This is a genomic window from Pseudooceanicola profundus (assembly GCF_054919315.1).
Genome location: NZ_CM142898.1, coordinates 3,453,923 through 3,476,076, shown reverse-complemented (window position 1 = coordinate 3,476,076; position 22,154 = coordinate 3,453,923). Strand labels below are relative to the sequence as shown.

18 protein-coding genes are annotated in these 22,154 nt (G+C 67.7%); 8 read left to right on the top strand and 10 right to left on the bottom strand.

The window, feature by feature from the left end:
* Window positions 1-277 precede the first annotated feature (277 nt).
* From fumC to ACX9MO_RS15955, 4 genes are read left to right on the top strand one after another with little or no spacing between them, the layout of a single operon-like run.
* The gene (gene fumC / locus ACX9MO_RS15970) at window positions 278-1,672 is read left to right on the top strand and encodes a class II fumarate hydratase (protein ID WP_222489599.1); all 1,395 of its coding nucleotides are present in this window, start codon (window positions 278-280) and stop codon (window positions 1,670-1,672) included.
* Window positions 1,673-1,674: 2 nt separating this feature from the next.
* The gene (locus tag ACX9MO_RS15965; protein WP_222489598.1) at window positions 1,675-1,911 is read left to right on the top strand and encodes a DUF4169 family protein; all 237 of its coding nucleotides are present in this window, start codon (window positions 1,675-1,677) and stop codon (window positions 1,909-1,911) included.
* Window positions 1,908-2,132 (top strand): ribbon-helix-helix domain-containing protein, encoded by a 225-nt coding sequence (locus ACX9MO_RS15960; protein ID WP_222489597.1) that lies wholly within the window; start codon window positions 1,908-1,910, stop codon window positions 2,130-2,132. Before ACX9MO_RS15965 ends, ACX9MO_RS15960 begins: the two co-directional genes overlap by 4 nt.
* Window positions 2,133-2,166: 34 nt before the next feature.
* The gene (locus tag ACX9MO_RS15955; RefSeq protein WP_222489596.1) at window positions 2,167-2,397 is read left to right on the top strand and encodes an N-(5'-phosphoribosyl)anthranilate isomerase; all 231 of its coding nucleotides are present in this window, start codon (window positions 2,167-2,169) and stop codon (window positions 2,395-2,397) included.
* A gap of 71 nt (window positions 2,398-2,468) precedes the next feature.
* Here the strand turns inward: ACX9MO_RS15955 and ACX9MO_RS15950 are convergent, their stop codons facing one another.
* The 9 genes from ACX9MO_RS15950 to purC form a co-directional block, all read right to left on the bottom strand.
* Entirely contained in the window at window positions 2,469-3,788 is a 1,320-nt protein-coding gene (locus ACX9MO_RS15950) for a cytochrome P450 (protein WP_462212553.1), read from the bottom strand.
* Window positions 3,789-3,919: 131 nt separating this feature from the next.
* Window positions 3,920-5,176, bottom strand: coding sequence for a hypothetical protein (locus tag ACX9MO_RS15945; protein ID WP_462212552.1), 1,257 nt, complete (start codon window positions 5,174-5,176; stop codon window positions 3,920-3,922).
* Window positions 5,177-5,244: 68 nt separating this feature from the next.
* A complete protein-coding gene (locus ACX9MO_RS15940) occupies window positions 5,245-5,994 on the bottom strand; it encodes a cytochrome c biogenesis CcdA family protein (protein ID WP_222489593.1) in 750 nt (249 codons plus the stop codon).
* 356 nt (window positions 5,995-6,350) lie between these two features.
* Window positions 6,351-9,239 (bottom strand): Rne/Rng family ribonuclease, encoded by a 2,889-nt coding sequence (locus ACX9MO_RS15935; protein WP_462212551.1) that lies wholly within the window; start codon window positions 9,237-9,239, stop codon window positions 6,351-6,353.
* Window positions 9,240-10,191: 952 nt separating this feature from the next.
* Complete coding sequence (locus ACX9MO_RS15930; protein WP_222489591.1) at window positions 10,192-11,526, bottom strand: sigma-54-dependent transcriptional regulator; 1,335 nt, start codon at window positions 11,524-11,526, stop codon at window positions 10,192-10,194.
* A gap of 9 nt (window positions 11,527-11,535) precedes the next feature.
* Entirely contained in the window at window positions 11,536-13,293 is a 1,758-nt protein-coding gene (locus tag ACX9MO_RS15925) for an ATP-binding protein (RefSeq protein WP_222489590.1), read from the bottom strand.
* Between the two features lie 168 nt (window positions 13,294-13,461).
* Window positions 13,462-14,130, bottom strand: a complete 669-nt coding sequence (purQ, locus tag ACX9MO_RS15920) for a phosphoribosylformylglycinamidine synthase subunit PurQ (RefSeq protein ID WP_462212550.1) — start codon at window positions 14,128-14,130, stop codon at window positions 13,462-13,464.
* 559 nt (window positions 14,131-14,689) lie between these two features.
* On the bottom strand, window positions 14,690-14,920 hold the full coding sequence (purS, locus tag ACX9MO_RS15915) for a phosphoribosylformylglycinamidine synthase subunit PurS (protein ID WP_222489588.1): 231 nt from the start codon (window positions 14,918-14,920) through the stop codon (window positions 14,690-14,692).
* A gap of 17 nt (window positions 14,921-14,937) precedes the next feature.
* Complete coding sequence (purC, locus tag ACX9MO_RS15910; RefSeq protein ID WP_222489587.1) at window positions 14,938-15,699, bottom strand: phosphoribosylaminoimidazolesuccinocarboxamide synthase; 762 nt, start codon at window positions 15,697-15,699, stop codon at window positions 14,938-14,940.
* A gap of 150 nt (window positions 15,700-15,849) precedes the next feature.
* Between purC and ACX9MO_RS15905 the strand changes: the two genes are divergently transcribed.
* The 3 genes from ACX9MO_RS15905 to bmt all read left to right on the top strand — a co-directional run bounded on the left by ACX9MO_RS15905 (window position 15,850) and on the right by bmt (window position 19,495).
* On the top strand, window positions 15,850-16,164 hold the full coding sequence (locus tag ACX9MO_RS15905) for a DUF1476 domain-containing protein (RefSeq protein WP_222489586.1): 315 nt from the start codon (window positions 15,850-15,852) through the stop codon (window positions 16,162-16,164).
* A gap of 381 nt (window positions 16,165-16,545) precedes the next feature.
* Entirely contained in the window at window positions 16,546-18,447 is a 1,902-nt protein-coding gene (locus ACX9MO_RS15900) for a DUF2156 domain-containing protein (RefSeq protein ID WP_462212549.1), read from the top strand.
* A gap of 37 nt (window positions 18,448-18,484) precedes the next feature.
* Window positions 18,485-19,495 (top strand): betaine--homocysteine S-methyltransferase, encoded by a 1,011-nt coding sequence (bmt, locus tag ACX9MO_RS15895; RefSeq protein WP_462212548.1) that lies wholly within the window; start codon window positions 18,485-18,487, stop codon window positions 19,493-19,495.
* A gap of 530 nt (window positions 19,496-20,025) precedes the next feature.
* Here the strand turns inward: bmt and ACX9MO_RS15890 are convergent.
* Window positions 20,026-21,138 carry a PA0069 family radical SAM protein gene (locus tag ACX9MO_RS15890; protein WP_462212547.1) on the bottom strand — a complete coding sequence of 371 codons (1,113 nt, stop codon included), beginning with the start codon at window positions 21,136-21,138 and terminating at the stop codon, window positions 20,026-20,028.
* Between the two features lie 209 nt (window positions 21,139-21,347).
* Between ACX9MO_RS15890 and ACX9MO_RS15885 the strand changes: the two genes are divergently transcribed.
* On the top strand, window positions 21,348-22,052 hold the full coding sequence (locus ACX9MO_RS15885) for a corrinoid protein (protein ID WP_462212546.1): 705 nt from the start codon (window positions 21,348-21,350) through the stop codon (window positions 22,050-22,052).
* The last annotated feature ends 102 nt before the right edge of the window (window positions 22,053-22,154 follow it).

The following is a 22,154-nucleotide window of genomic DNA, read 5'->3' as shown; positions in this document are numbered from 1 at the left end:
CCCATTCCGCTCTCCGTCCGCCACTGAGGGCAGCGCGGTCCCGCGGGGTGGCGCAATAGCGCCGCCCCATGGGGGGCGGGTCGGCGCTGCCCGGCCTCTCGGCCGGGCGGGTGGTCGATGGAGGGGACGGTGCAGGCCCGTGAAACAGGTGGGCTACCACCGAAGCGAAAGGGCGTTTCCGACCGCAGCTCCCCTCCCTGCCTCATTCCCCCCACTGCGGCATTGATCTTCCCCACAGGAGCGGTACAAAGCGGCGACTTCCTTTAGGAGAGCTGACATGACCAAGACCCGCACGGAAAGCGATAGTTTCGGACCGCTCGAAGTTCCTGCAGACAAGTATTGGGGCGCGCAGACGCAGCGCTCGATCATGAACTTCCCCATTGGCTGGGAGAAGCAGCCGGTCCCCATCGTGCGGGCGCTCGGCGTGATCAAGAAGGCCTGCGCCATGGCCAACAAGGCCAACGGCGACATGGACGCCAAGATCGCCGACGCGGTCATCGAGGCCGCCGGTGAAGTGATCGACGGCAAGTTCGACGACAACTTCCCGCTGGTGGTCTGGCAGACCGGCTCGGGCACCCAGTCGAACATGAACTCGAACGAGGTCATCGCGAACCGCGCGATCGAGATCCTCGGCGGCGTCATCGGCTCCAAGGACCCGGTGCACCCGAACGACCATTGCAACATGGGTCAGTCCTCCAACGACACCTTCCCCACCGCGATGCATATCGCCGCCGCCATGACCGCGCGCGACGTGCTGCTGCCGGGCCTCGTGCAGCTGGCCGAAGGGCTGGAAGCCAAGGCGGAAGAGTTCAAGGACATCATCAAGATCGGCCGGACCCACACCCAGGACGCCACGCCGCTGACGCTGGGTCAGGAATTCTCGGGCTATGCCATGCAGATCCGCAACGGCATCAAGCGCGTCGAGATGGCCCTGCCAGGCATCTACGAGCTGGCGCAGGGCGGCACCGCCGTGGGCACCGGGCTCAACACCAAGCAGGGCTGGGGCGAACAGGTCGCGGCGAACATGGCCGAAATCACCGGCCTGCCCTTCGTCACCGCGCCCAACAAGTTCGAAGCGCTCGCCGCCCATGACGCCATGGTCTTCATGTCCGGCGCCCTCGCGACCGTGGCCGGCGCCTGCTACAAGATCGCCAACGACATCCGCTTCCTGGGCTCCGGCCCGCGCTCGGGTCTGGGCGAGCTGATCCTGCCGGAGAACGAGCCCGGCTCCTCGATCATGCCCGGCAAGGTGAACCCGACCCAGGCCGAGGCGATGACGCAAGTCGCCGCCCATGTCATGGGCAACGACGCCGCGATGAAGTTCGCCGGTTCGCAGGGCCACTTCGAGCTCAACGTCTACAACCCGATGATGTCCTACAACCTGCTGCAGTCGATGCAGCTTCTGGGCGACGTCACCGCCTCCTTCACCGAGCGGATGCTGAACGGCATCCAGGCCAACGAGGCCCGGATCGAGAAGCTGATGCGCGAGAGCCTGATGCTGGTGACCGCACTGGCGCCGACCATCGGCTACGACAACGCCACCAAGGTGGCGAAGACGGCGCACAAGAACGGCACCACGCTGAAGGAAGAGGCGATCGCGCTCGGCTTCGTGGACGAGGAAACCTTCGAGAAGGTCGTCCGCCCCGAGCAGATGATCGGCCCCAAGGCCTGACCATGGCGGAACCGGTCAACCTGAACCGGTTTCGGAAAGACAAGGCGCGGGCCGAGAGGAAGGCCCGCGCCGACGAGAATGCCGTGAAATTCGGGCGCAGCAAGGCCCAGAAGGACGCGGAAAAAGCCCGGGCCGAGCAGGCCCGGCGCCTGCTCGACGGGCACCGGACGGAGGCTGCGCCCGGGACGGATAGCCCTGCTGCGCAAGGCGCCCCGAAGGACGACGGGTCCGGGGCATGAGCACCCGCCCGGTCAAACGTTCCCTTACCCTGCGCGGCCATCGCACCAGCGTCTCGCTGGAGGAGGACTTCTGGCGCGCCTTCCGGGACATCGCGGAGGAAAAGGGGCTGGCGCTGAACGCGCTTGCCGCCGAGATCGACGAGGCCCGCGGGATCGAGGCCGGGCTGGCCTCGGCGATCCGGGTCTACGTGCTGGCCCACTACCGGGGTGATCGCGGTTAAGCGCGGATTAACTCACCTTGGGCAGGCTTGGCGGATGACGCAGATCCCCGCTCCTCTCTCCGCCGACGCCTGGATGCGCCATCTCTTCAGCTCCCGCGCAGCGCTGGAGGGCGCGGTGATCCGGCGCAAACTGCGCGACATCGAGCGTTACGTGGGTCGCAGCAGGTTCGAGGCAGAACTGCGCCGCCGCGGGTTCCATGCGGTCGAGAACGCGGGACAACTCGTCATCTTCTGCAACCAGGACCCGATCCGGGTTATCTGCTGAAACAACGGCTGCACTTCCCGTTTTCTTCGAAGAAAACGGACCGGAAAATTCGAATTTTCCGGATCAGGCCTTCAAGCTCGGCGCTCCAGCTGCAACCAGATCCCCTCCTTCGAGCGCACCGTCAGATGCGCCACAGGCACCGGATCGCGGCCCTCGACGCGGGCGACACGGTAGTGCCGCAGGATCATCGAGAGCAGCAGCGGCCCCTCGACCATGGCAAACCCCGCGCCGGTGCAGACCCGGGCCCCGGCGGAGAAGGGAATATAGGCCTCGCGGGCGCAGGTCCGGCCGTTCTCGGTGCCCCAGCGGGTGGGATCGAAGGCGTCGGGCCGGTCCCAGAGCCGCTCGTGCCGGTGAAGGTGCCACGGGCTCAGCACTACCTGCGCGCCTTTCGGCACCTCGCGGTCGCGGGCCTGCACCGGGCAGGCCGCCTCGCGCACCATCATCGGCACCGGGGGATAGAGCCGCAGCGCCTCGCGGAAGGTATCGCGGCTGAGCTTGAGCTTCGACATCACCGCGAAGTCCGCGCCTGCGTCCAGCGCCCGGGCCTCCTCGGCCAGCCGCTCCTGCCACTCGGGATAGAGCGCCATGAGGTAAAGCGTCCAGGCCAGGGCCGAGGCCGAGGTTTCATGCCCGGCAAGAAAGAAGATCGCCACCTGGTCGACCATCTCGGCGGTGTCGAAGGTGTCGCCGGTCTGAGGGTCCGCGGTGGTCATGATCTTGGTGGCCAGATCGTCGGGTGCGGTGCCCGCCGCGATCTCCTGCCGCCGCGCATCGGTCAGCCCGGTGATCAGCCGTCGGATGATCCGGGCCGAGCGTTTGGTGTCGCGCCGGAAGAAGCGCGGCATCCAGCGCGGCAGGGGCACGAAGGCGGCGAGGTTCAGCACCGGCTGGCTGCGTTGGTAGACGCGGAATTCGTCGAAGACCTGCGCGGCGACCTCATGCTCGATCGGGATCGAGAAGAGCGTGCGGAAGATCACGTCCGCCGCGGCATGGCTGGTTTCGGCCTCGATCTCCAGCGTGCCACCCGCGTGGGGCGCCAGCCGCGCGACGCAGGCCTCCGCCGCCGCCCACATGGCGGGAAAGGTGTCCTTCAGCCGCCCGCCCTCGAAGGCCGGATCGATGATCCGCCGCTGCCGCTTCCACGTCTCGCCATTGGTCAGGAAGACGGAATTGCCGAGCAGCGGACGCAGCCCTTCGCCCACGCGGTCGGACTTGGGGAAATCGTCGGGCCGGTCCTTCAGCACCATCTTCACCAGCTCGGGCTGGTTCATCAGGTAGGAGCGGAAGAAAGGCGTACGGAACTCGGCCATCCATGCGCGGTAGAGCCGCGCGGGCTGTGCCGAGAGCAGGTCCTGCCGGAAGAGCTTCACATAGCGCCGGAGCGACACCCTGTCGGGCCGCGAGGGCGGCTTGGGCGGCAGGCGGGGGTCCGGGCCCTCCGGCCCGCCCTGAGGCGGCGCAGAGGGCTTGGGCGGCAGCGTCCTCCCCCCATGGCCGCTCTCCCCATGAACGGGGCAGCTCATGCCACGCGGCTCGTGTATTTCGACACCGGGGTTTCGATCCGGCTCTTCGAGGGCTCGCGGCCCTCGTAGCGGCGGCCGAGGGTCAGCGGCCCGGCGGTAATGCGGAAGTAATCGTAATCGCCAGGCCGGTCGAAGTGGCACAGGTACTGGAAGTGCAGCCGGAAGAAGCGCCACCGCAGCCTGGCCCATGTCTCGGGCGCCAGCGTCTGGGTGAAGGCGGCAGAGACCACCAGCGGCCAGCGTTTGCCCGCCTGCGCCACGCCGGTGACAGACACCGGATCGCAGAGCGCGAAGGCACAGCCGTCGCCGGGCGCCGTCACGTCGATCCAGGGCACCTCGGGCCGCATCGAGAGATAGCCGAGGTCATCGCGCAGCCGTCCCGCCTTGGGCAGGAAGGAGACCATGGGCACCACCTGCCCCAGCGACAGGAAGGAGAGCCGCGGCCCCCCGCCCCGGCCCGAGGGCGCCCGGCCCGAGCGCACAAGGTCGGCGAGGATCGAGACCGCCAGATGGGCGCCCGAGGAATGGCCCACGACCAGCACCTCGTCCACGTCCTCGCGCAGGGCGGCGGCGATGGCATCGCCGAATTCGGCCATGCGGGCCTCCAGCGCGGGCGGGTTCGCCCCCAGCGACTGGGCCGAGAAGCCGTAGTCGTTCATCAGGTAATAGGCAAAGAACTTGCCGTCCTTGGCCTTGAACCACACCAGCACGCGCCAGACCACGGCCAGCCCCGTGGCCCATCCCACCAGTGGCGCCAGCATCGGCACCGCCAGCGACAGCAGCCAGCCCATCAGCGCCCCCGCGCCCCAACCCGCGAGGCAGGCGAGCGCCAGTTGCAGCAGCAGCATCCCGACGGGATAGAGCGCCGCGATCACAGGCCCCTTGCGCAGCCGCATCAGACGGAAGAGCGCGCCGGACCCGATATAGACCGCCGCCGTCCGCACCATCTGCACGTAGGTCGCGGCAATCCCCTGCGCCATGCTGTCCCGCACGATGTCGGACCAGACCAGCACCTCGATATCGCTCTCGACCTCTGCGCCGTCCATCCGGGCCGAGACATGCCAGCCATAGGGGCCCTTGGTGGTCTTGGGACGCAGGGTGATCTCGTAACCCGAGACCTCCGCCTGCAGCGCGGCCTCCTTGCGGTAGAGTTCGCGGTAGCGGCGCGGATGGATCGGATCGTAGCCGGGGATGTAGAAGACCCGGCGGCGCGCCACCTGTCCGTCCGTCTCTGCTGCGAAATAGTCCGGCATCGGCCCTGCCCTCATTCTTTCCCATGAGGCTACAGACTGTTTCCGGCAAGATTAAGGCCGCAGAATGGTCAGCCGATGGTGGCGAGCGCCGGGAAGGTCTCCAGCAGCCAGAAGGAGAAGGCCGAGAAGCCGCCCGTCAGCATCAGCAGGCCCACGGTCCAGAGCAGCAGCCCCATGATGCGTTCGATCTGCGCCATGTTCCGCTTGAGCCAGGACATCGTGCCACCGAGCTTCGGCAGGAACGCCGCCACCAGCAGGAAGGGCACGCCGAGGCCGATGGCATAGACGGCCAGCAGCGCGGTCCCGCGCGAAACGTTGCCCTCGGAGGCGGCCATGGAGAGGATCGCGCCAAGCTGCGGCCCGATGCAGGGCGTCCAGCCAAAGGCGAAGGCCAGCCCCAGCACATAGGCCCCGAAGGCCGAACCGCCCCGGTCGCCGGCATCCATCCGCGCCTCGCGGTCAAGGAAGGGAATGCGGATCACGTGCAGGAAATGCGCGCCGAAGATCATCACCAGCACGCCCGCGATCGTGTTGAACCACTGCTGGTATTGCAGGAAGAGCAGCCCCGCCGCCGAGGCCGCAAAGCCGAGCAGCAGGAAGACGGTGGAGAGCCCCAGCACGAAGAACAGCGCTGCCAGCAGCGGGCGGCCCCGGTCACGGCCCTGCCCCACCTCGGCCATGGAGACCCCGGACATATAGGCGAGGTACGGCGGCACGATGGGCAGCACACAGGGGCTGAGGAAGGAGATCACCCCTGCCGTCAGCGCCACGAGCATGGCGGGCAGAAGGCCCGCGTCTATGAGGTCGATCCCGAACATGTCTTCCGATTATCGCATGTGGGCGGCCGCGTCATGTGGTGCGATGTCACAAGAGCGTTGGGTCTTGTTTCAATGGCGTGGGTCTGGGGGCGTGTGGCTCACGGGTCCGCCGACCGTCGGCCGCTTTCACCACGGGCCTGCGTGAGTGGGGCTTACACCTCGGGGCCACGTCTGGTGCCTGCGTCCGGAGCCTGCGTCTGAGGCCTAGGACCGGCACCCGCGTCTGGGTCTGGGTCTGGGTCTGGGTCTGGGCCCGCGTCTGGAAGACATGTCCCTGGAGGATCGGGCCCGCAAATGAAAACCGCCGCACCCGGTGGGGTGCGGCGGTTCGGATCATGTCAGTGCGGAGGCGCGCCTCAACGGCCGGCGTTCCACCAGCCGCGCCGCTTGGGCTTGGCCGGGGCCTCTTCCGCCGCGACGGGCTCAGGCTCGGGTGCCGGGGCCACGGCTTCCGCGACAGTCTCTTCGACGGGAGCCTCGGCCGGGGTCTCCTCGACAGGGGCGTCCGCGACGGCTTCTTCGGCCACGGTTTCCTCTGCGGGCGTGTCAGCCGCCACCTGTTCGGCGGGGGCGTCGGCCACCTCGGCGGCGACCTCGGGCTCCGCCGTCACCTCGACGACTTCGACCTCGGTCCCTTCCGGGGCGGAGGGCACATCGGCCACCACCGGCTCGGCCGGGGCCTCGGGCTCGGTCACCTCTGCCACGGGCGTTGCGATCTCTGCAGGTGCCTCGGCTTCGGTCGCCGCAGTTTCGGTCGAGTCTACGGCGGCGCTGTCCTCCAGCGTCGGCGCAGGCGCATCGGTCGCCTCGACGGGAGCGTCAGCCACGACCTCTGCCGGGGTTTCCGGTGCAGTCGAGCCCTGGGCCTCGGCGGCGTCGGCGGCCTCGGCCGCCTCCATCGCCTTCTTGGCCCGGCCGCGGCTCCGGCTGCGGGTCTTCTTCGGCTTCTCTTCCGCCTCGGGAGCGGCCTCGGCGGTGCCCACTTCGGCCTCGCCTGCGGTTACTTCTGCGGCCTCGGCATCGAGCTTCGGCGCGTCATCGGAGGATGCGTCATCCGTGTCGTCCGACCCGTTCTCGCCATTCTCGCCATTGCTGCCCGAGGACTTCCGCCGACGACGCCGACGACGGCGCTTCTTCGGCTTCTGGTCATCCTCCGCGGCGGCCTCCGGCGTCTCCTCGGTCGTCGTCGCCTCTTCGGCCTCTTCGACCTCGACCTCGTCAACGATATCCTCGTCCTCATCCTCCTCCATGGAGGTGGTGTCGATCGAAATCACCTGCGGGATCTCGGTCACGACGCGGGTCGCGGTCTTGAACTTCTCCATCGAGAAGTCAGGGCTCACCAGCAGCGGATCGCCTTCGATGCGCACGGCCATGCCGTAGCGGCCCTCGATCAGGGCGACATGCTCGCGCTTCTGGTTCATCAGGTAGTTGGCGATGCCGACGGGCACTTTCACCAGCACTTCGCGGGTCCGGCGACGGGTACCTTCTTCCTCGATCTGGCGCAGCACGGAGAGGGCCATGTTGTCATCCGAACGGATGAGGCCGGTACCGTGGCAATGCGAACAGGGCTGGGTCGTGGCCTCGATCATGCCCGGACGCAGACGCTGACGCGACATCTCCAGCAGGCCGAAGCCCGAGATGCGGCCCACCTGGATGCGGGCGCGGTCGGTCTTGAGCTTGTCCTTCAGCTTCTTCTCGACGGCGGCGTTGTTCTTGCGCTCGTCCATGTCGATGAAGTCGATCACGATCAGGCCGGCAAGGTCACGCAGACGCAGCTGGCGCGCGACCTCCTCGGCCGCTTCCAGGTTGGTCTTGGTCGCGGTCTCCTCGATCGAGCCTTCCTTGGTGGCCCGGCCGGAGTTCACGTCGATCGCCACCAGGGCCTCGGTCACGCCGATCACGATGTAGCCGCCGGATTTCAGCTGCACGACGGGGTTGAACATCCCGGCGAGGTAGCTTTCCACCTGGTAGCGCGCGAAGAGCGGCAGACCGTCCTGGTAGTGTTTCACGTTCTTGGCGTGGGACGGCATGATCATCTTCATGAAGTCCTTGGCGTTGCGGTAACCGCGTTCGCCTTCCACCAGGACCTCGTCGATATCGCGCGAGTAGAGATCGCGGATCGAGCGTTTGATCAGGTCGCCTTCTTCGTAGATCTTGGCCGGCGCGATGGATTTTAGCGTCAGCTCGCGGATCTGCTCCCACAGGCGTTGCAGGTATTCATAGTCGCGCTTGATCTCGGATTTCGTCCGCTTGGCACCGGCGGTGCGCACGATCAGGCCCGCGCCGGTCGGCACGTCGATCTCTGCGGCGATTTCCTTCAGCTTCTTGCGATCGACGGCGTTGGTGATCTTGCGGCTGATGCCACCGCCACGGGCGGTGTTCGGCATCAGGACGCAGTAGCGGCCGGCGAGCGACAGGTAGGTGGTCAGGGCCGCGCCCTTGTTGCCGCGCTCTTCCTTGACGACCTGCACCAGCAGGATCTGGCGGACCTTGATGACTTCCTGGATCTTGTACCGCTTGGGCCGGGGCTTGCGCGGGGGGCGGATGTCCTCGTGGTCGTCGTCGTCCGCGACGCTCTCGATGTCGCTGTCCTTCTCGGAGGCCGCCGACTTGCGACCGGTCGACCGCGCGGCGGGGGCGTCATCGTCGCCCTCGTCGTCGTCGCTGTCCTGATCGTCACCGTCCTGATCGTCGGCCATGTCGGCCTCGCCCGCATCGCTCTCGGCGGCGGGTTCCTCGACCGGGGTCTCGGCGACGGTCATCATCGGCGAGGTGCCCTCGTCGATCTCGTCCGAGGTGTCCTCGTCGGAGGTGTCGATGGTCTCCATCCCCTCGATCTCGCGGGTCTCGACGGCGTCGGAGGCCTCGGTCTTGGCCGCCTTCGAGCGCGAGCGCGAGCGCTTGGGTCTGGATTTCTTCTCGTCCTCGGCCTCGTCGCGCGCCTTCATTGCCTCGGCGTAGGCGCGCTCTTCCTCCATCAGGGCCTCACGGTCCGCGACGGGGATCTGGTAGTAATCCGGATGGATTTCCGAGAAGGCGAGGAAGCCGTGCCGGTTCCCGCCGTAGTCGACGAAGGCCGCCTGAAGCGACGGTTCGACCCGGGTTACCTTTGCGAGGTAGATGTTGCCGGCGAGCTGCCGTTTGTTTTCGGACTCAAAGTCGAATTCCTCAACCTTGTTGCCGTCCACCACCACGACGCGGGTTTCCTCCGCGTGCGTGGCGTCGATAAGCATTTTCTTTGCCATGTGATCCGTTTGCATGGCGCAGCATCCCGGCCTCCCCCGAAGGTGGCGGGCGAAGAATGGCTGCGGCATGTCTGTCAGGGGCGATGGCGGCAATGTCCGAGGGGAGCCCCGCAAGGGTCTCACATCCGCTCAGGTATTCTCTTGCACGCCTCATCGCGTTTCTTCTCCGGTGACCGATCGTTTGCGCGCCGATCACCCGTTGCAGTGCCCGCTGTCCGTTCCCGGGACGGGCGTTACTATGGCCCTATGGGCCCAATCGGTCTGGCCCGACCGGCGAGCCTTGGGGCCCTGCCGTTTCAGTCCAGCGAAACTCATCTCGGAGCGCCACTCAGAGGGCGCAAATCCGTTCTGAGAGCATAGAGTGTGGGCGGCATACAATACAATGGTGAAAATGCAGCGAAGCTTTGTGGCGCGGAGACAGCAGTCAGGTTTCGCGCATAAGTTGTGCACGGCGACTTGCGGCGCAGGGGCTTCGCGGCGCCAGACGGCTGGGTCCCGGCCGGCCGACGTGGCGTAACGCTCTGACGAAACAGGCAACTCCCCTGCCCCTTGGTCGAGACTGCACAAGTTCTGCTCGTTTGTCGGCGGCTGTTGGGCCCCTCTGACATTTCGACTGCCGCCAGATACTCCGGCCCGGCAGCCCACTCCCCCGCTCTTTGACCAACGCCTGCGCGGGACAAGGCCGGAGGCCGCCGCGCATCGCAGGCAGGCCCCCACGCGGCGGCGATTTGGGTCGAGGCTGGGCGGTCGCTTGAGAGGGAGGGACGAGCTTGGCTGCGATGAACTGCTCGCCAGAGAGGGCTGGATCGCCTCCGCGCGCGCCGGCGATGCGCGGCTTCGTGGGAGCGGCACCGTTGCTGCGGGCCGGACCATTGCAAGACAAAGGCCGGGGCGCGTCACAGCACCCCGGCCCTCGATCCCTGTCAGCCGTCAGGCCGCCTTGAGCTCGGGCTCAGAGATAATCCGACCGTTGCAGCCCGTACTTCGCCATCTTCTCGTTCAGCGTCCGGCGCGGCAGGCAGAGCTCTTCCATCACCGAGGCGATGGAGCCCTTGTGGCGGCGCATGGTGTTGTCGATCAGCATCCGCTCGAACGCCTCGACGTATTCCTTCAGCGGCTTGCCCTCGGTGGTCATCACCGGCTGCATCTCATCGTTGTCCGACATCAGCAGCGAGGCGATGGAGCCCGACCCGCGGCGCGATTGCAGCACCGCACGTTCGGCCACGTTGATCAGCTGGCGCACGTTGCCCGGCCAGGGGGCCTGCAACAGCTGGGCGGCCTCCTGCGCGGTGACCTGCGGTGCCTCGCAGCCGTATTCCTCGCTGAACTGCTCCGACAGCTTGGTGAAGAGGGTCAGGATGTCCTCGCCCCGCTGGCGCAGCGGCGGCACGGTGATGCGCAGCGCGGCCAGCCGGTAGTAGAGATCGGGGCGCAGCGCGTCCTCGCAGGTCTTGTCCTGCTCCTGCATGTTGCAGATCGCGACGATGCGGGTCTCGGCCGGGGTGCCCTGCTCGTTGATCGCGCTCAGCAGCTTGGCCTGAAGGCTCTCGCTCAGGGCCTCGACATCCTCCAGCACGAGGGTGCCGCCGCGGGCTTCCTCGATGGCGGGCAGCTGGGTGTCCTCAGGCAGCATCGGCCCGAAGAGCCGCTTCGACAGCTGGTCCTCATCGATGGCTGCGCAGGAGACCAGCACGAACTTCTTGCCCGCCCGGGCGCCGACCGCGTGCAGCGCATGGGCCACCAGCGTCTTGCCGGTGCCGGTCTCGCCGTCGATCAGCACGTGACCGTCGGCCTGGCCGAGGTCGAGGATGTCTTCCTTCAGCCGCTCCATCACCGGCGAGGTGCCGATCAGCTTGTTCATGATCTGGCTGCCGTCCGACAGCTCGCGCCGCAGGGCGCGGTTGTCCATGGTCAGGCGGCGGGCGGTGGTCGCCTTCTTGGCCAGCTCGTTCATCCGGTCCGGGTTGAACGGCTTCTCGAGGAAGTCGAAGGCCCCGATCCGCATCGCTTCGACCGCCATGGGCACGTCGCCGTGGCCGGTGATCATGATCACCGGAAGCGCGCTGTCCGAGCCCATCAGCTTCTTCAGGAACTGCATCCCGTCCATGCCGGGCATCTTGATGTCGGAGATCACGATGCCGGGGTAATCGGGCCCCAGTTTCTTCAGCGCCTCCTCGGCACTCGAGAAGGTTTCGGTGTCGTAACCCGACAGGGCCAGCCACTGGCTGATCGACTGACGCATGTCCTGCTCGTCGTCGACGATGGCGATCTTCATGCTTTTCTGCATATGCTTCTTTTACTCCGCGGCCTCGATATCTTCACTCAAGATAGGCAGTTGCAGTTCGAAAACAGCCCCGCCCCCGCTCGCGTTCCGTGCGATGAGGCGTCCGCCGAACTCGTTGACGATCCCGGAAGAGATCGCAAGCCCCAGCCCGACCCCATCGCCGGGCTGTTTCGTGGTGTAGAAAGGCTCGAACAGGTTATCCAGATTCTCGATCCCGTGGCCGTTGTCGCGCACCGTGACGGTGGCGGTTTCTCCAGCGGACAGGAGGATGTCGACCTGCGGCTCCTCGACGGATTCCGTGGCGTCGAGCGCATTGCGCAGGAGGTTGATCAGCACCTGCTCCAGCCGCACCCGGTCGGCCATGACGATGACCGGGCGCTCGGGGATCGCACGGGTGATCTTGACCTGCCGCTGACGCAGCTGCGGCTCCATCATGGCCAGGGCCGAATTCAGCGCATCGCCAACGTTTACAGGGGCAAAGGCGTCCCCGCCCTTGCGGGCGTAGCTCTTAAGCTGGCGCGTGATCGCGCCCATCCGCTCGATCAGGTCGTCGATCCGCTGGAACGAGGACAGCGCCTCCTCCGGCCGGTTCCGGCGCAGCAGGAGCGAGGCCCCGGCGAGGTAGGTCTTCATCGCGGCGAGTGGCTGGTTCAGCTCGTGGCTGACGGCGGCGGACATCTCGCCGAGGGCGGCCAGCTTGGAGCTCTGCTCCAGCGTCTGTTCGGCCACGACGAGGCTTTCCTGCATCCGTTCCCGCTCGGCGATTTCCCGCTGCAGCCGTTCGTTCAGGGCGCGAAGATCCGCCGACTCCCGCTGGAAGAGCGCCATGCGCAGCGCCGTCTTCCGGCTGAGCGCGTAGAAGGCGAGCGCCAGCAGGATGGCAAATCCCATGATTTCGAGCGCCAGCACGCCATTCACGCGCTCCCGGATCGAGGCGTAGGTGGTGAAGGAGGTGATCTGCCAGCCCCGGAACGGAATGCGCGAGGAGACCCGCATCACCGCCTCGCCCTGCACGTAGGCATCGGCGGGCAGCGCGGTCCAGTCGGCGGTGGCCTGAAGGGCGCGTTCGATGGCGGTGTCGGGCGGGTCGCGGGTCAGCGCCTCGGCCTCGGTCTTGCCGCGCCAGCGGGGCTCGGTCGCGAGGATGATCTTGCCGGTGCTGTCCACCACGAGGACCGCATCCGAGATGCCAGCCCAGGCCCGTTCGAATTTCTGCAGGTCGACCTCGACCACGATTACGCCCACGACGTTGGACTGGCTCTCGATCCGGCGCGAATAGGTGAAGCGGTAGCCGCCTGATTCCCGCTCCAGCGTCGAGAAGACCGTGCCGTTGGAGCGCAGGGCGTCGACGAAATAGGCCGCCTCGCGGTGCTGCTCGCCCAGCCGGTTGCGATCCGTGGCGGCAACGGTGCGTCCGTCGCGGTCCAGAAGCATCAGCGAGGCGGCGCCGATTTCGTCCACGAAGGAGATCAGCCGTTGGGTCGACTGGGAATAATCCCCGGAATTCAGTGCGTTGATCAGCGCGGCATCGCGGGCCAGCAGCTGCGGCACGATGGAATTCCGGCGCAGTTCGCTGACAAGGTTGCCGCCGTAGAGCGCCAGCCGCAGCTCGGCCCGGTTGCGGGTGTTCGAGGTGAAGCGGTCGGTCAGCATGGAGTTGGTCACGTAGACCACCACCGCTGCCAGCGCCACGAGGCCCAGCAACGCCAGCCGCGTCCGCCAGCTGATGGCCCGGCCGGAGACCGGGCGTCGGGAGTCCCCTTGCGCCATGCGGTCCAAGTTACTTGGCTCCGCCTCCCTGCTCAAGCAGCCCTGCGGCCGCTCGGCGCAGCGCCGCCCATCGGAGGCGTATGGCGCGTCTTCGGGCAGGCCATGCGGGCGTGAAACGCGAAACGGCCGCCCGCGGGCGGCCGTTCGATACGGTCAGCTGTCCGCGGCTCAGGCCGAGACGAGCTGTTCCATCAGCGTGGTGAACATCGCCTTGCCGTCGATGCCGCCCTGCGAGGGCTCGGCGGCCCGTTCCGGGTGGGGCATCATGCCGAGCACGCGGCGGTTCTCGCTCAGCACGCCGGCCACGTCCCCGGCAGAGCCGTTCGGGTTGTCGGTGTAGGTGAAGGCGATCCGGTCCTCGTCGCGCAGCTGTTTCAGCAGCGCCTCGTCGGCCTGGTAGTTGCCGTCGTGGTGGGCGATGGGGATCAGGATCTCGTCACCCTTGCCATAGCCCGCGGTGAAGGCGCTGTCGGTGGTTTCCACCTTCAGGCCGATGGGGCGGCAGATGTACTTGAGGTTCGCATTGCGCAGCAGGGCGCCGGGCAGGATGCGGGTCTCGGTCAGGATCTGGAAGCCGTTGCAGACGCCGAGCGCATAGCCGCCGCGTTCCACGTGGGCTTTCAGCGAGGCGCAGATCGGCGAGTTGGCCGCGATGGCCCCGCAGCGCAGGTAGTCACCGTAGGAGAAACCACCCGGCACGCCGACGATGTCGATGCCCTCGGGCAGCGTGGCGTCCTTGTGCCAGACCATGGTGACCTCGGCCCCGGCGTTTTCGAAGGCGACCTTCAGGTCGCGGTCGCAGTTGGAACCGGGAAAGACGAGAACGGCGGCCTTCATGGGCGATCTCCTGTAGCCGAGATATGTCCGGGATTACGCGCCTGATACGCGCGAAAGCGGTTTGGTTCAAGAGTTGGGTGGGACGGGAGGAAGTGAAGGAGGAAATGGGGGGCTGGGAGGAGGCTGTGGGGCGTTGGTTGCTTAGGGTGGGAGGTGGTTGCCTCCCCTTCCAACGCATCCATCCACCACGAAGGGCAGCGCCGTCCCGCGGGGTGGCGCAGTAGCGCCGCCCCAGGGGGGCGGGACGGCGCTGCCCGGCCTGCGGCCGGGCGGGTGCCTGAAAGAAGGTACGGTGTTCGAAAAGCGCCGCTGGCGTTGGAGGTGGAGGACCAGTCAAATGCTGCATGTCCGGATCCGGGGCCGCGCGACCGCAGATCGGGCGCCCGCAGCGGCGGCTCAGATCAGGCCCCGCAGCCAAATTGCTGATCAGTCCCCGTAGCCCCACCGCGTATCGCCTGCGCGAGACGCCCCAGGCATGAAACCTCGCCCCACACCTCCCCCACAAAGCAAAACGCGCCGCCCGGGGGCAGCGCGTTTCAATCCGTCCGGGCCGTCAGGCTCAGGCCAGTTCGATCGTGTAGCTCTCGATCACGGTGTTGGCGAGCAGCTTCTCGCACATGGCCTTCACGGTATCTTCCGTGGTGCCCGCGGCGAGGTCCAGTTCGATCACCTTGCCCTGGCGCACACCCTCGACCCCGTCGAAGCCGAGCGCGCCAAGCGCATGGCGCACGGCCTCGCCCTGGGGGTCCAGAACACCGTTCTTCAGCATCACATGCACACGCGCTTTCATCGCAGGGCCTTCTTCTTTCAGTTGATCAGCGTGGGTTTGGTCACGGAAGCCGGGCTCTGCTGCAGCACGCCCAGGCGTTTCGCCACTTCGGAATAGGCGTCGGTCAGGTTGCCCAGATCCCGGCGGAACACGTCTTTGTCCAGCTTCTGGCCGGTCTCGATGTCCCACAGGCGGCAGCTGTCGGGGCTGATCTCGTCCGCCACCACGAGGCGTTGGAAATCACCCTCGTAGACGCGGCCGATCTCGATCTTGAAGTCCACCAGCCGGATGCCGACGGCCATCATGACGCCCGAAAGGAAATCGTTCACCCGCAGCGACAGGGCGAGGATATCGTCCATGTCCTGCTGGCTCGCCCAGCCGAAGGCCGCGATGTGCTCCTCGGTGACCATGGGATCGCCCAGCTTGTCGTCCTTGTAGCAGTACTCGACGATCGGGCGGGGCAGTGCCATGCCCTCCTCGAGGCCGAGACGCGTCGCCAGCGAGCCGGCGGCGTAGTTGCGGACGATGATTTCCAGCGGGATGATCTCGCAGGCGCGGCACAGCTGCTCGCGCATGTTGAGCCGCTTGATGAAGTGCGTGGGCACCCCGATGTTGTTCAGCCCGGTCATGAAGAACTCGGACAGACGGTTGTTCAGAACGCCCTTGCCTTCGATGGTCGCCTTTTTCTGGGCGTTGAAAGCCGTGGCGTCGTCCTTGAAATATTGCACGATGGTCCCGGGCTCCGGGCCCTCGTAGAGGATCTTCGCCTTGCCTTCGTAAATTTTCTTGCGCCGTGCCATGGCCTGTCCTTTGCGGAAGCGGGTTGAGTCCCGCCGCTCGCGCCCTCTTACGGCATGGGAGCCATTGTCGCAAGCGGCGCACGGCACTTGCGGAATGTGTCCTGCGGCGCCATACAAATATTGAGTTAACTTTAGCCGGGGGATCTGCCCATGACCACCTTCGACGATCGTGAGAGTGCTTTCGAAAACAAGTTCGCGCATGACGCGGAAATGCAGTTCCGCGCGGAAGCCCGCCGGAACAAGCTGACCGGGCTCTGGGCCGCGGATCTGCTGGGCAAGACCGGCGACGCCGCCGAGGCCTATGCCAAGGAAGTCGTGAAGGCCGACTTCGAGGAGCCGGGCGAAGAGGACGTGATCCGCAAGCTGGTCGCCGATCTCGACGGCAAGGCGGACGAGGCCACCATCCGCGCCAAGCTGGTCGAGAAGATGGCCGAGGCCAAGGCGCAGCTTCTCGAAGAGATCTGAGCCACTTGCCGGGTGCGATGAGCACCCGGACACCGGGCCGCCCGAGCTGGGCGCCCGCCCGGGAGATATCGACGCGCCGCGCCCTGCGGCGCGTTTTTCTTTGGTGCCCCCCGGCTGCATGGTCGCGCGGGGCGGCATTCCTCAAGGGGCCTCGCAGGTCTGGGGCCTCTGCCCTGCCCGCCTCGGCCTATCGCCCGGGCACACCCCAAGCCGCCCCGCTGAGGAAGCCGGGCCTCCCCCCGGTTCTGACAGCGCCGCCCACCCGCGACAGCCTGCCGCATCCGGTCCGCCCCCACCCGCCACCGCCCGAAAGGTTTCATTAGCACCTCCGCCCGTAGTGTCGCGGCGGTGGGGGCTTCCGACATTCGGAGGACTGGGAACTTGAAAGGCTTTGACCTGGCGCGGGCGCAGGCCCGTGGCCTGCTGCGCTCTGCCGTGCCGCTGATGGCCGGGGCGCTGTGCCTCGTGCTGCTTGCGGGGCGCCTGAAGGGAATCGATCTGGCACTGGTGCGCGAGGGCGTGGGACAGGTTTCGGCCGCGCAGTGGCTGGCCGCCGCGGGGGCCACCGCGCTCAGCTTCTGGGCCCTCGGGCGTTATGACCTCGTCATGCACCGCCACCTGCGCACCGGCCTGCCCGCCCGGCAGGTGGAACGCTCCGGCATGGCCTCCATCGCCCTCAGCCAGGTCCTCGGCCTTGGCATGGTGACCGGCGCACTGGCCCGCTGGCGCATGCTCGAGGGGCTGGGTCCCCTCGGCGCGGCGCGGGTCACGGCAGCGGTCTCGCTCTCCTTCCTCGCGGCCTGGGGCGTGCTGGCGGTGCTCGCCTGCCTGTTGCTGCCCGGTGGCCCGGCCCTGCCCGCCGCGCTGACCCTCGCGGTGCTCGGTGCGGCGCTGGCCATGGCCGCCTTCGCTCTCTGGCGCCCGGTGTTGCGGCTGGCCCGCTGGCAGCTGCGCCTGCCCTCGCTGCCCGCCATGGGGGCAATCGGGCTCTACACGCTGATCGACACCACCGCCGCTGCTGCCGCGCTCCACGTCCTGCTGCCGGCGGAGGTCTCGCTCGGCTTTGAGGTGCTCTTGCCGGTCTACCTGCTGGCGCTCGGCGCGGGGCTCTTCACCGCCACGCCCGGCGGCGTCGGCCCGTTCGAACTGGCGCTTCTGGCGCTTCTGCCCGCGGTTCCGGTGGAGCCGCTGCTGGCCACCGTTGTCTGCTACCGGATCGTCTATTACGCGCTGCCCGCCCTGCTGGCCCTGCCCCTTCTGGCCCGTCCCCGGCGCAGCCCCCGGGCCCCCGCGACGGCGCTGCCGCCGGTGCCCGAGGCGCTGCTCCGGATCGCGGCGCACTCCGAATCGGCGCTCGCCCGGCAGAATGGCGGGCGGCTCCTGCGCGAGGGCGATGCCGCCGCCGTGGTGGTGGAGACCGGCCAGACGCTGACGCTGCTCTTCGATCCCCTGACCGAGGGCCTGCGCCCGCTGCTGCCCGCGCTGACCCGCGCGGCGCGGGACGCGAACCGCCTGCCCTGTCTCTACAAATGCGCGGCCCCCACGGCGCTCGAAGCCCGCGCCGCCGGCTGGCACGTCCTGCGCGTGGCAGACGAGGCGCTGCTTGCGCCCGCGGGCTTCGACCTCTGCGGGCCGCGCCACCGCCAACTGCGCCGCAAGCTGCGCCATGCCGAGAAGGCCGGGATCGAGATCTCCGCCCTGCCCCCCGGCACCGTGCTGCCGCTGGCCGAGCTGGCCGCGCTCGACGCGGCGTGGTGCGCGGATCATGGCGGCGCGCGGGGCTTCTCCACCGGGCGCTACAATGCGCAACATGTTGCCCGGCAATGGGTCTACCTCGCCCGGCAGGCGGGGCGCGCCGTGGCCTTCATGACCTTCCATGGCAGCCAGCAGGAGCGCGCGCTCGACCTGATGCGCTATCTCCCCGGGCTGCCGGACGGAACGATGCATGCCCTCGTCTGCGCCGCCCTCGCGGAGGCCCGCCGGGACGCCTGTCCGCGGCTCTCGCTCTCGGCCATGCCCGCGCTTTGCACCGAGGGGCCGCTGCTGGCCCGCTTCCGGGCGCAGGCCGCCCGCTGGCAGGGCGGCGCCGGGCTGACCCGTTTCAAGGAGAGCTTCGGCCCGACCCGTGCCCCGCTCTATGCCGCGGCGCCCAACCGGGCGGCACTGGCCCTCGGCCTTGCGGATATCGCGCTGACGATCCGGGGCGCGGGGCAGGTCACCATTCACAGTGCGGCCGCAGCGCCCTATGAGGAAGGGACATTTGCCCCTGCGTCCGGGATGTGACAGGAGGGGGAGGCTACAAGCTCAGGGGAGCGAGACCATGACCAACGCCCTTTCCCGCCTTCTCGAAACCCGCGACTGGCTGCTGGCCGACGGGGCCACGGGGACCAACCTCTTCAACATGGGCCTCAGCTCGGGCGACGCGCCGGAGCTGTGGAACGTCGAGGAGCCGGAGAAGATCCGCACCCTCTACCGCGGTGCGGTGAACGCGGGCTCGGACCTGTTCCTGACCAATTCCTTCGGCGGCAATGCCAGCCGGCTGAAACTGCATGGCGCCGAGAACCGCGCCCGCGAACTGTCGCGCGTCTCTGCCGAACTGGGCCGCGAGGTCGCCGATGCAGCGGGCCGCACGGTGATCGTCGCGGGCTCCGTCGGGCCCACGGGCGAGATCATGGCGCCCATGGGCAGCCTCACCCACGCCGTCGCGGTGGAAATCTTCCACGAGCAGGCCGAGGGGCTGAAGGAAGGCGGGGCCGATGTGCTCTGGCTCGAGACGATTTCCGCGCCCGAGGAATACAAGGCCGCCGCCGAAGCCTTTGCCCTGGCGGGCATGCCGTGGTGCGGAACCATGTCCTTCGACACCGCGGGCCGCACGATGATGGGCGTCACCTCCGCCGACATGGTGACCATGGTCGAGAAGCTGCCGAACCCGCCGCTGGCCTTCGGCGCGAACTGCGGTGTCGGCGCCTCGGACCTGCTGCGCACGGTGCTGGGCTTTGCCGCGCAGGGCACCGAGCGGCCAATCATCGCCAAGGGCAACGCGGGCATCCCCAAGTACCACGACGGCCATATCCACTATGACGGCACGCCGGAGCTCATGGCGGACTACGCCTGCCTTGCCCGGGACGCGGGTGCCACGATCATCGGCGGCTGCTGCGGCACCATGCCGGAGCATCTGGAGAAGATGAAGGAGGCACTGGAGACCCGCCCCCGCGGCCCGCGCCCCTCGCTGGAAGAGATCGCCGAGAAACTGGGCGGCTTATCCTCGGCCTCGGATGGCACCGGAGACGACGCCGGCGCGCCCCGCCGCCGCTCGCGCCGGAGAGGGTGAGGATCGGGGCGTAACGCCTTGGAATGACGGGGGACCCGCTGGCGAGAGCTGGCGGGTCTTTCTGTTTCTTGGGCCACGGCACGACGGGGCAACGTAAAAGGTCGCGATCAACGCGATTTGGAGTGCGCGATACTGACACTGAGAGGCGGCGCGATCCCAATTCTATTTTCGACCTCTCTATCCAGCACGCAGGGCAGCGCCGTCCCGCGGGGTGGCGCTATAGCACCGCCCCAGGGGGGCGGGTCGGCGCTGCCCGGCCTCTCGGCCGGGCGGGTGGCCGATGGACAGGAAGACGGCCAATCAGCAACGCTTGAGGGACTGCTTCGAGGAATTGCCGGTGGGGAACTTGGGGCGAATACCAAATAGGTCGTGCGCGTATCGAATCGCACACCGGAACAGCGGATCCGTCACGTGTCCTGATAAAGCTTCACCTACCGCGCAAGCGGGCCCTAAGCGTCCCCTTTGCCCAGACTGCATAGCTCCGCCACGCAACACCCGGCAAACGGCCAACGGGCCAACCGACCGCCCCCCTACCCGAACAAATCCATCTGGTCCCCGGCCCGCGGCGGCACCCGGAACAGGTCACTCCGCAGCTCCGGCTGCGCGGTGTCCAGACCCAGCCGCTTCACCGCCAGCTTGAACCGCTTGCCGATCATCTCGGCGTAGGGCCCGCTGCCGCGCATCCTCCGGCCCCATTGCGCGTCATAATCCTGACCGCCGTGCATCTCGCGGACCCGGGCCATGACCCGCGCGGCACGGTCCGGGAACCGCTCCTCCAGCCATTCGACGAACAGCGGCGAGACCTCCCGCGGCAGGCGCAGCATGATCCAGCTCGCCGCCGTCGCCCCCGCGGCGGCGCCCGCTTCCAGCAGCGCCTCCAGCTCGTGATCCGTCAGGCCGGGCACCACCGGCGAGGTCATGACCCGCACCGGCACGCCCGCCTGCGCCAGCCCCCGGATCACCGCGAGGCGCTGCTGCGGGCCGGGCACCCGGGGCTCCATCGAACGGGACACGGCAGGGTCGAGCGTGGTCAGGGAGATGCCCACGCGCACCAGCCCCTGCGCCGCCATCTCAGACAGCAGGTCGAGGTCGCGCAGGATCAGCGTGCCCTTGGTCACGATCGCGACCGGGTGGCGGAAATCCCGCAGCACCTCGAGGCAGGCGCGCATCACGCCGTGACGTTTCTCGATCGGCTGATAGGGATCGGTGTTGGTGCCGATCGCAATGGGCGCCACACGATACTTCTTCGCCGACAACTCCCGCGCCAGCACCTCGGAGGCCTCGGGACGGGCCACGAGGCGGGTCTCGAAGTCGAGCCCCGGCGACAGGCCGAGGTAGGCATGGCTGGGCCGGGCGAAACAGTAGATGCAGCCGTGTTCACAGCCCCGATAGGGGTTGATCGACCGGTCGAAGGGCAGATCGGGCGAGCGGTTGTAGGTGATCAGGCTGCGCGGCGCCTCGACCGTCACCTCGGTGCGCAGGACCGGCAGCTCTTCCTCGATTTCCCAGCCGTCGTGCACCGCTTCGCGCTGCTGGCCCTCGAAACGCCCGGTGGCATTGCTGGCTGCCCCGCGGCCCCGGCGCCGTTCGGGCGCGAGGCGGCTGGTGCCTTCGGGGGCGGCGGGATCGGGGGCGAGTCTCATGGCCGCAGGATGGAACATAAAGCGAACATGCACAAGCGGGACCCGTACAATGCTGCGCGGTGCGCGATCCCCTGCGCCGCGATTTTCTGCTATAGGTCGGGGATGGAACGCGCCATGTCGCAATCCGGACAGTCGGACCCGGCGGTTTGGCTATTGGCTTGGAAGGACAATCCCCGCCCCGCGAGAGGGGCCAAGGCAAGAGGTGACCCATGTCGGAAGACGAAGACGACATCATCCTGTCGGAACTCGACGACGATGAACTTGTCCAGCAGATGATGGACGACCTCTACGACGGCCTCAAGGAAGAGATCGAAGAGGGCGTGAACATCCTGCTGGAACGCGGCTGGGAGCCCTACCGCGTCCTGACAGAGCCTCTCGTGGGCGGCATGACCATCGTCGGCCATGACTTCCGCGATGGCATCCTCTTCGTTCCGGAAGTGCTGCTGGCCGCGGGCGCCATGAAGGGCGGCATGGCCATCCTCAAGCCCCTGCTGGTGGAAACCGGCGCCCCGAAACAGGGCAAGATGGTCATCGGCACCGTGAAGGGCGACATCCACGACATCGGCAAGAACCTCGTCGCCATGATGATGGAGGGCGCGGGCTTCGAGATCGTCGACCTGGGGATCAACAACCCGGTGGAGGAATACCTCGAGGCGATCCGCCGCGAGGAGGCCGACATCCTCGGCATGTCCGCACTGCTGACCACCACGATGCCCTACATGAAGGTCGTGATCGACACGATGAAGGAACAGGGCATCCGGGACGATTACATCGTGCTTGTGGGCGGCGCGCCGCTGAACGAGGAATTCGGCCGCGCCATCGGGGCGGATGCCTATTGCCGGGATGCCGCCGTCGCGGTGGAAACCGCCAAGACCTTCATCGCCCGCAAGCACAACCAGGGCGTGGCCTCCTGAGGCCGGGGGCGGCATGACGCGGCCCCTGCCCGACGCGCCGAGCAGTGGATCGCCTGATATCCGGTCCAGCAGCCAGTCCGACAACCCCTCTGGCGGCCAGTC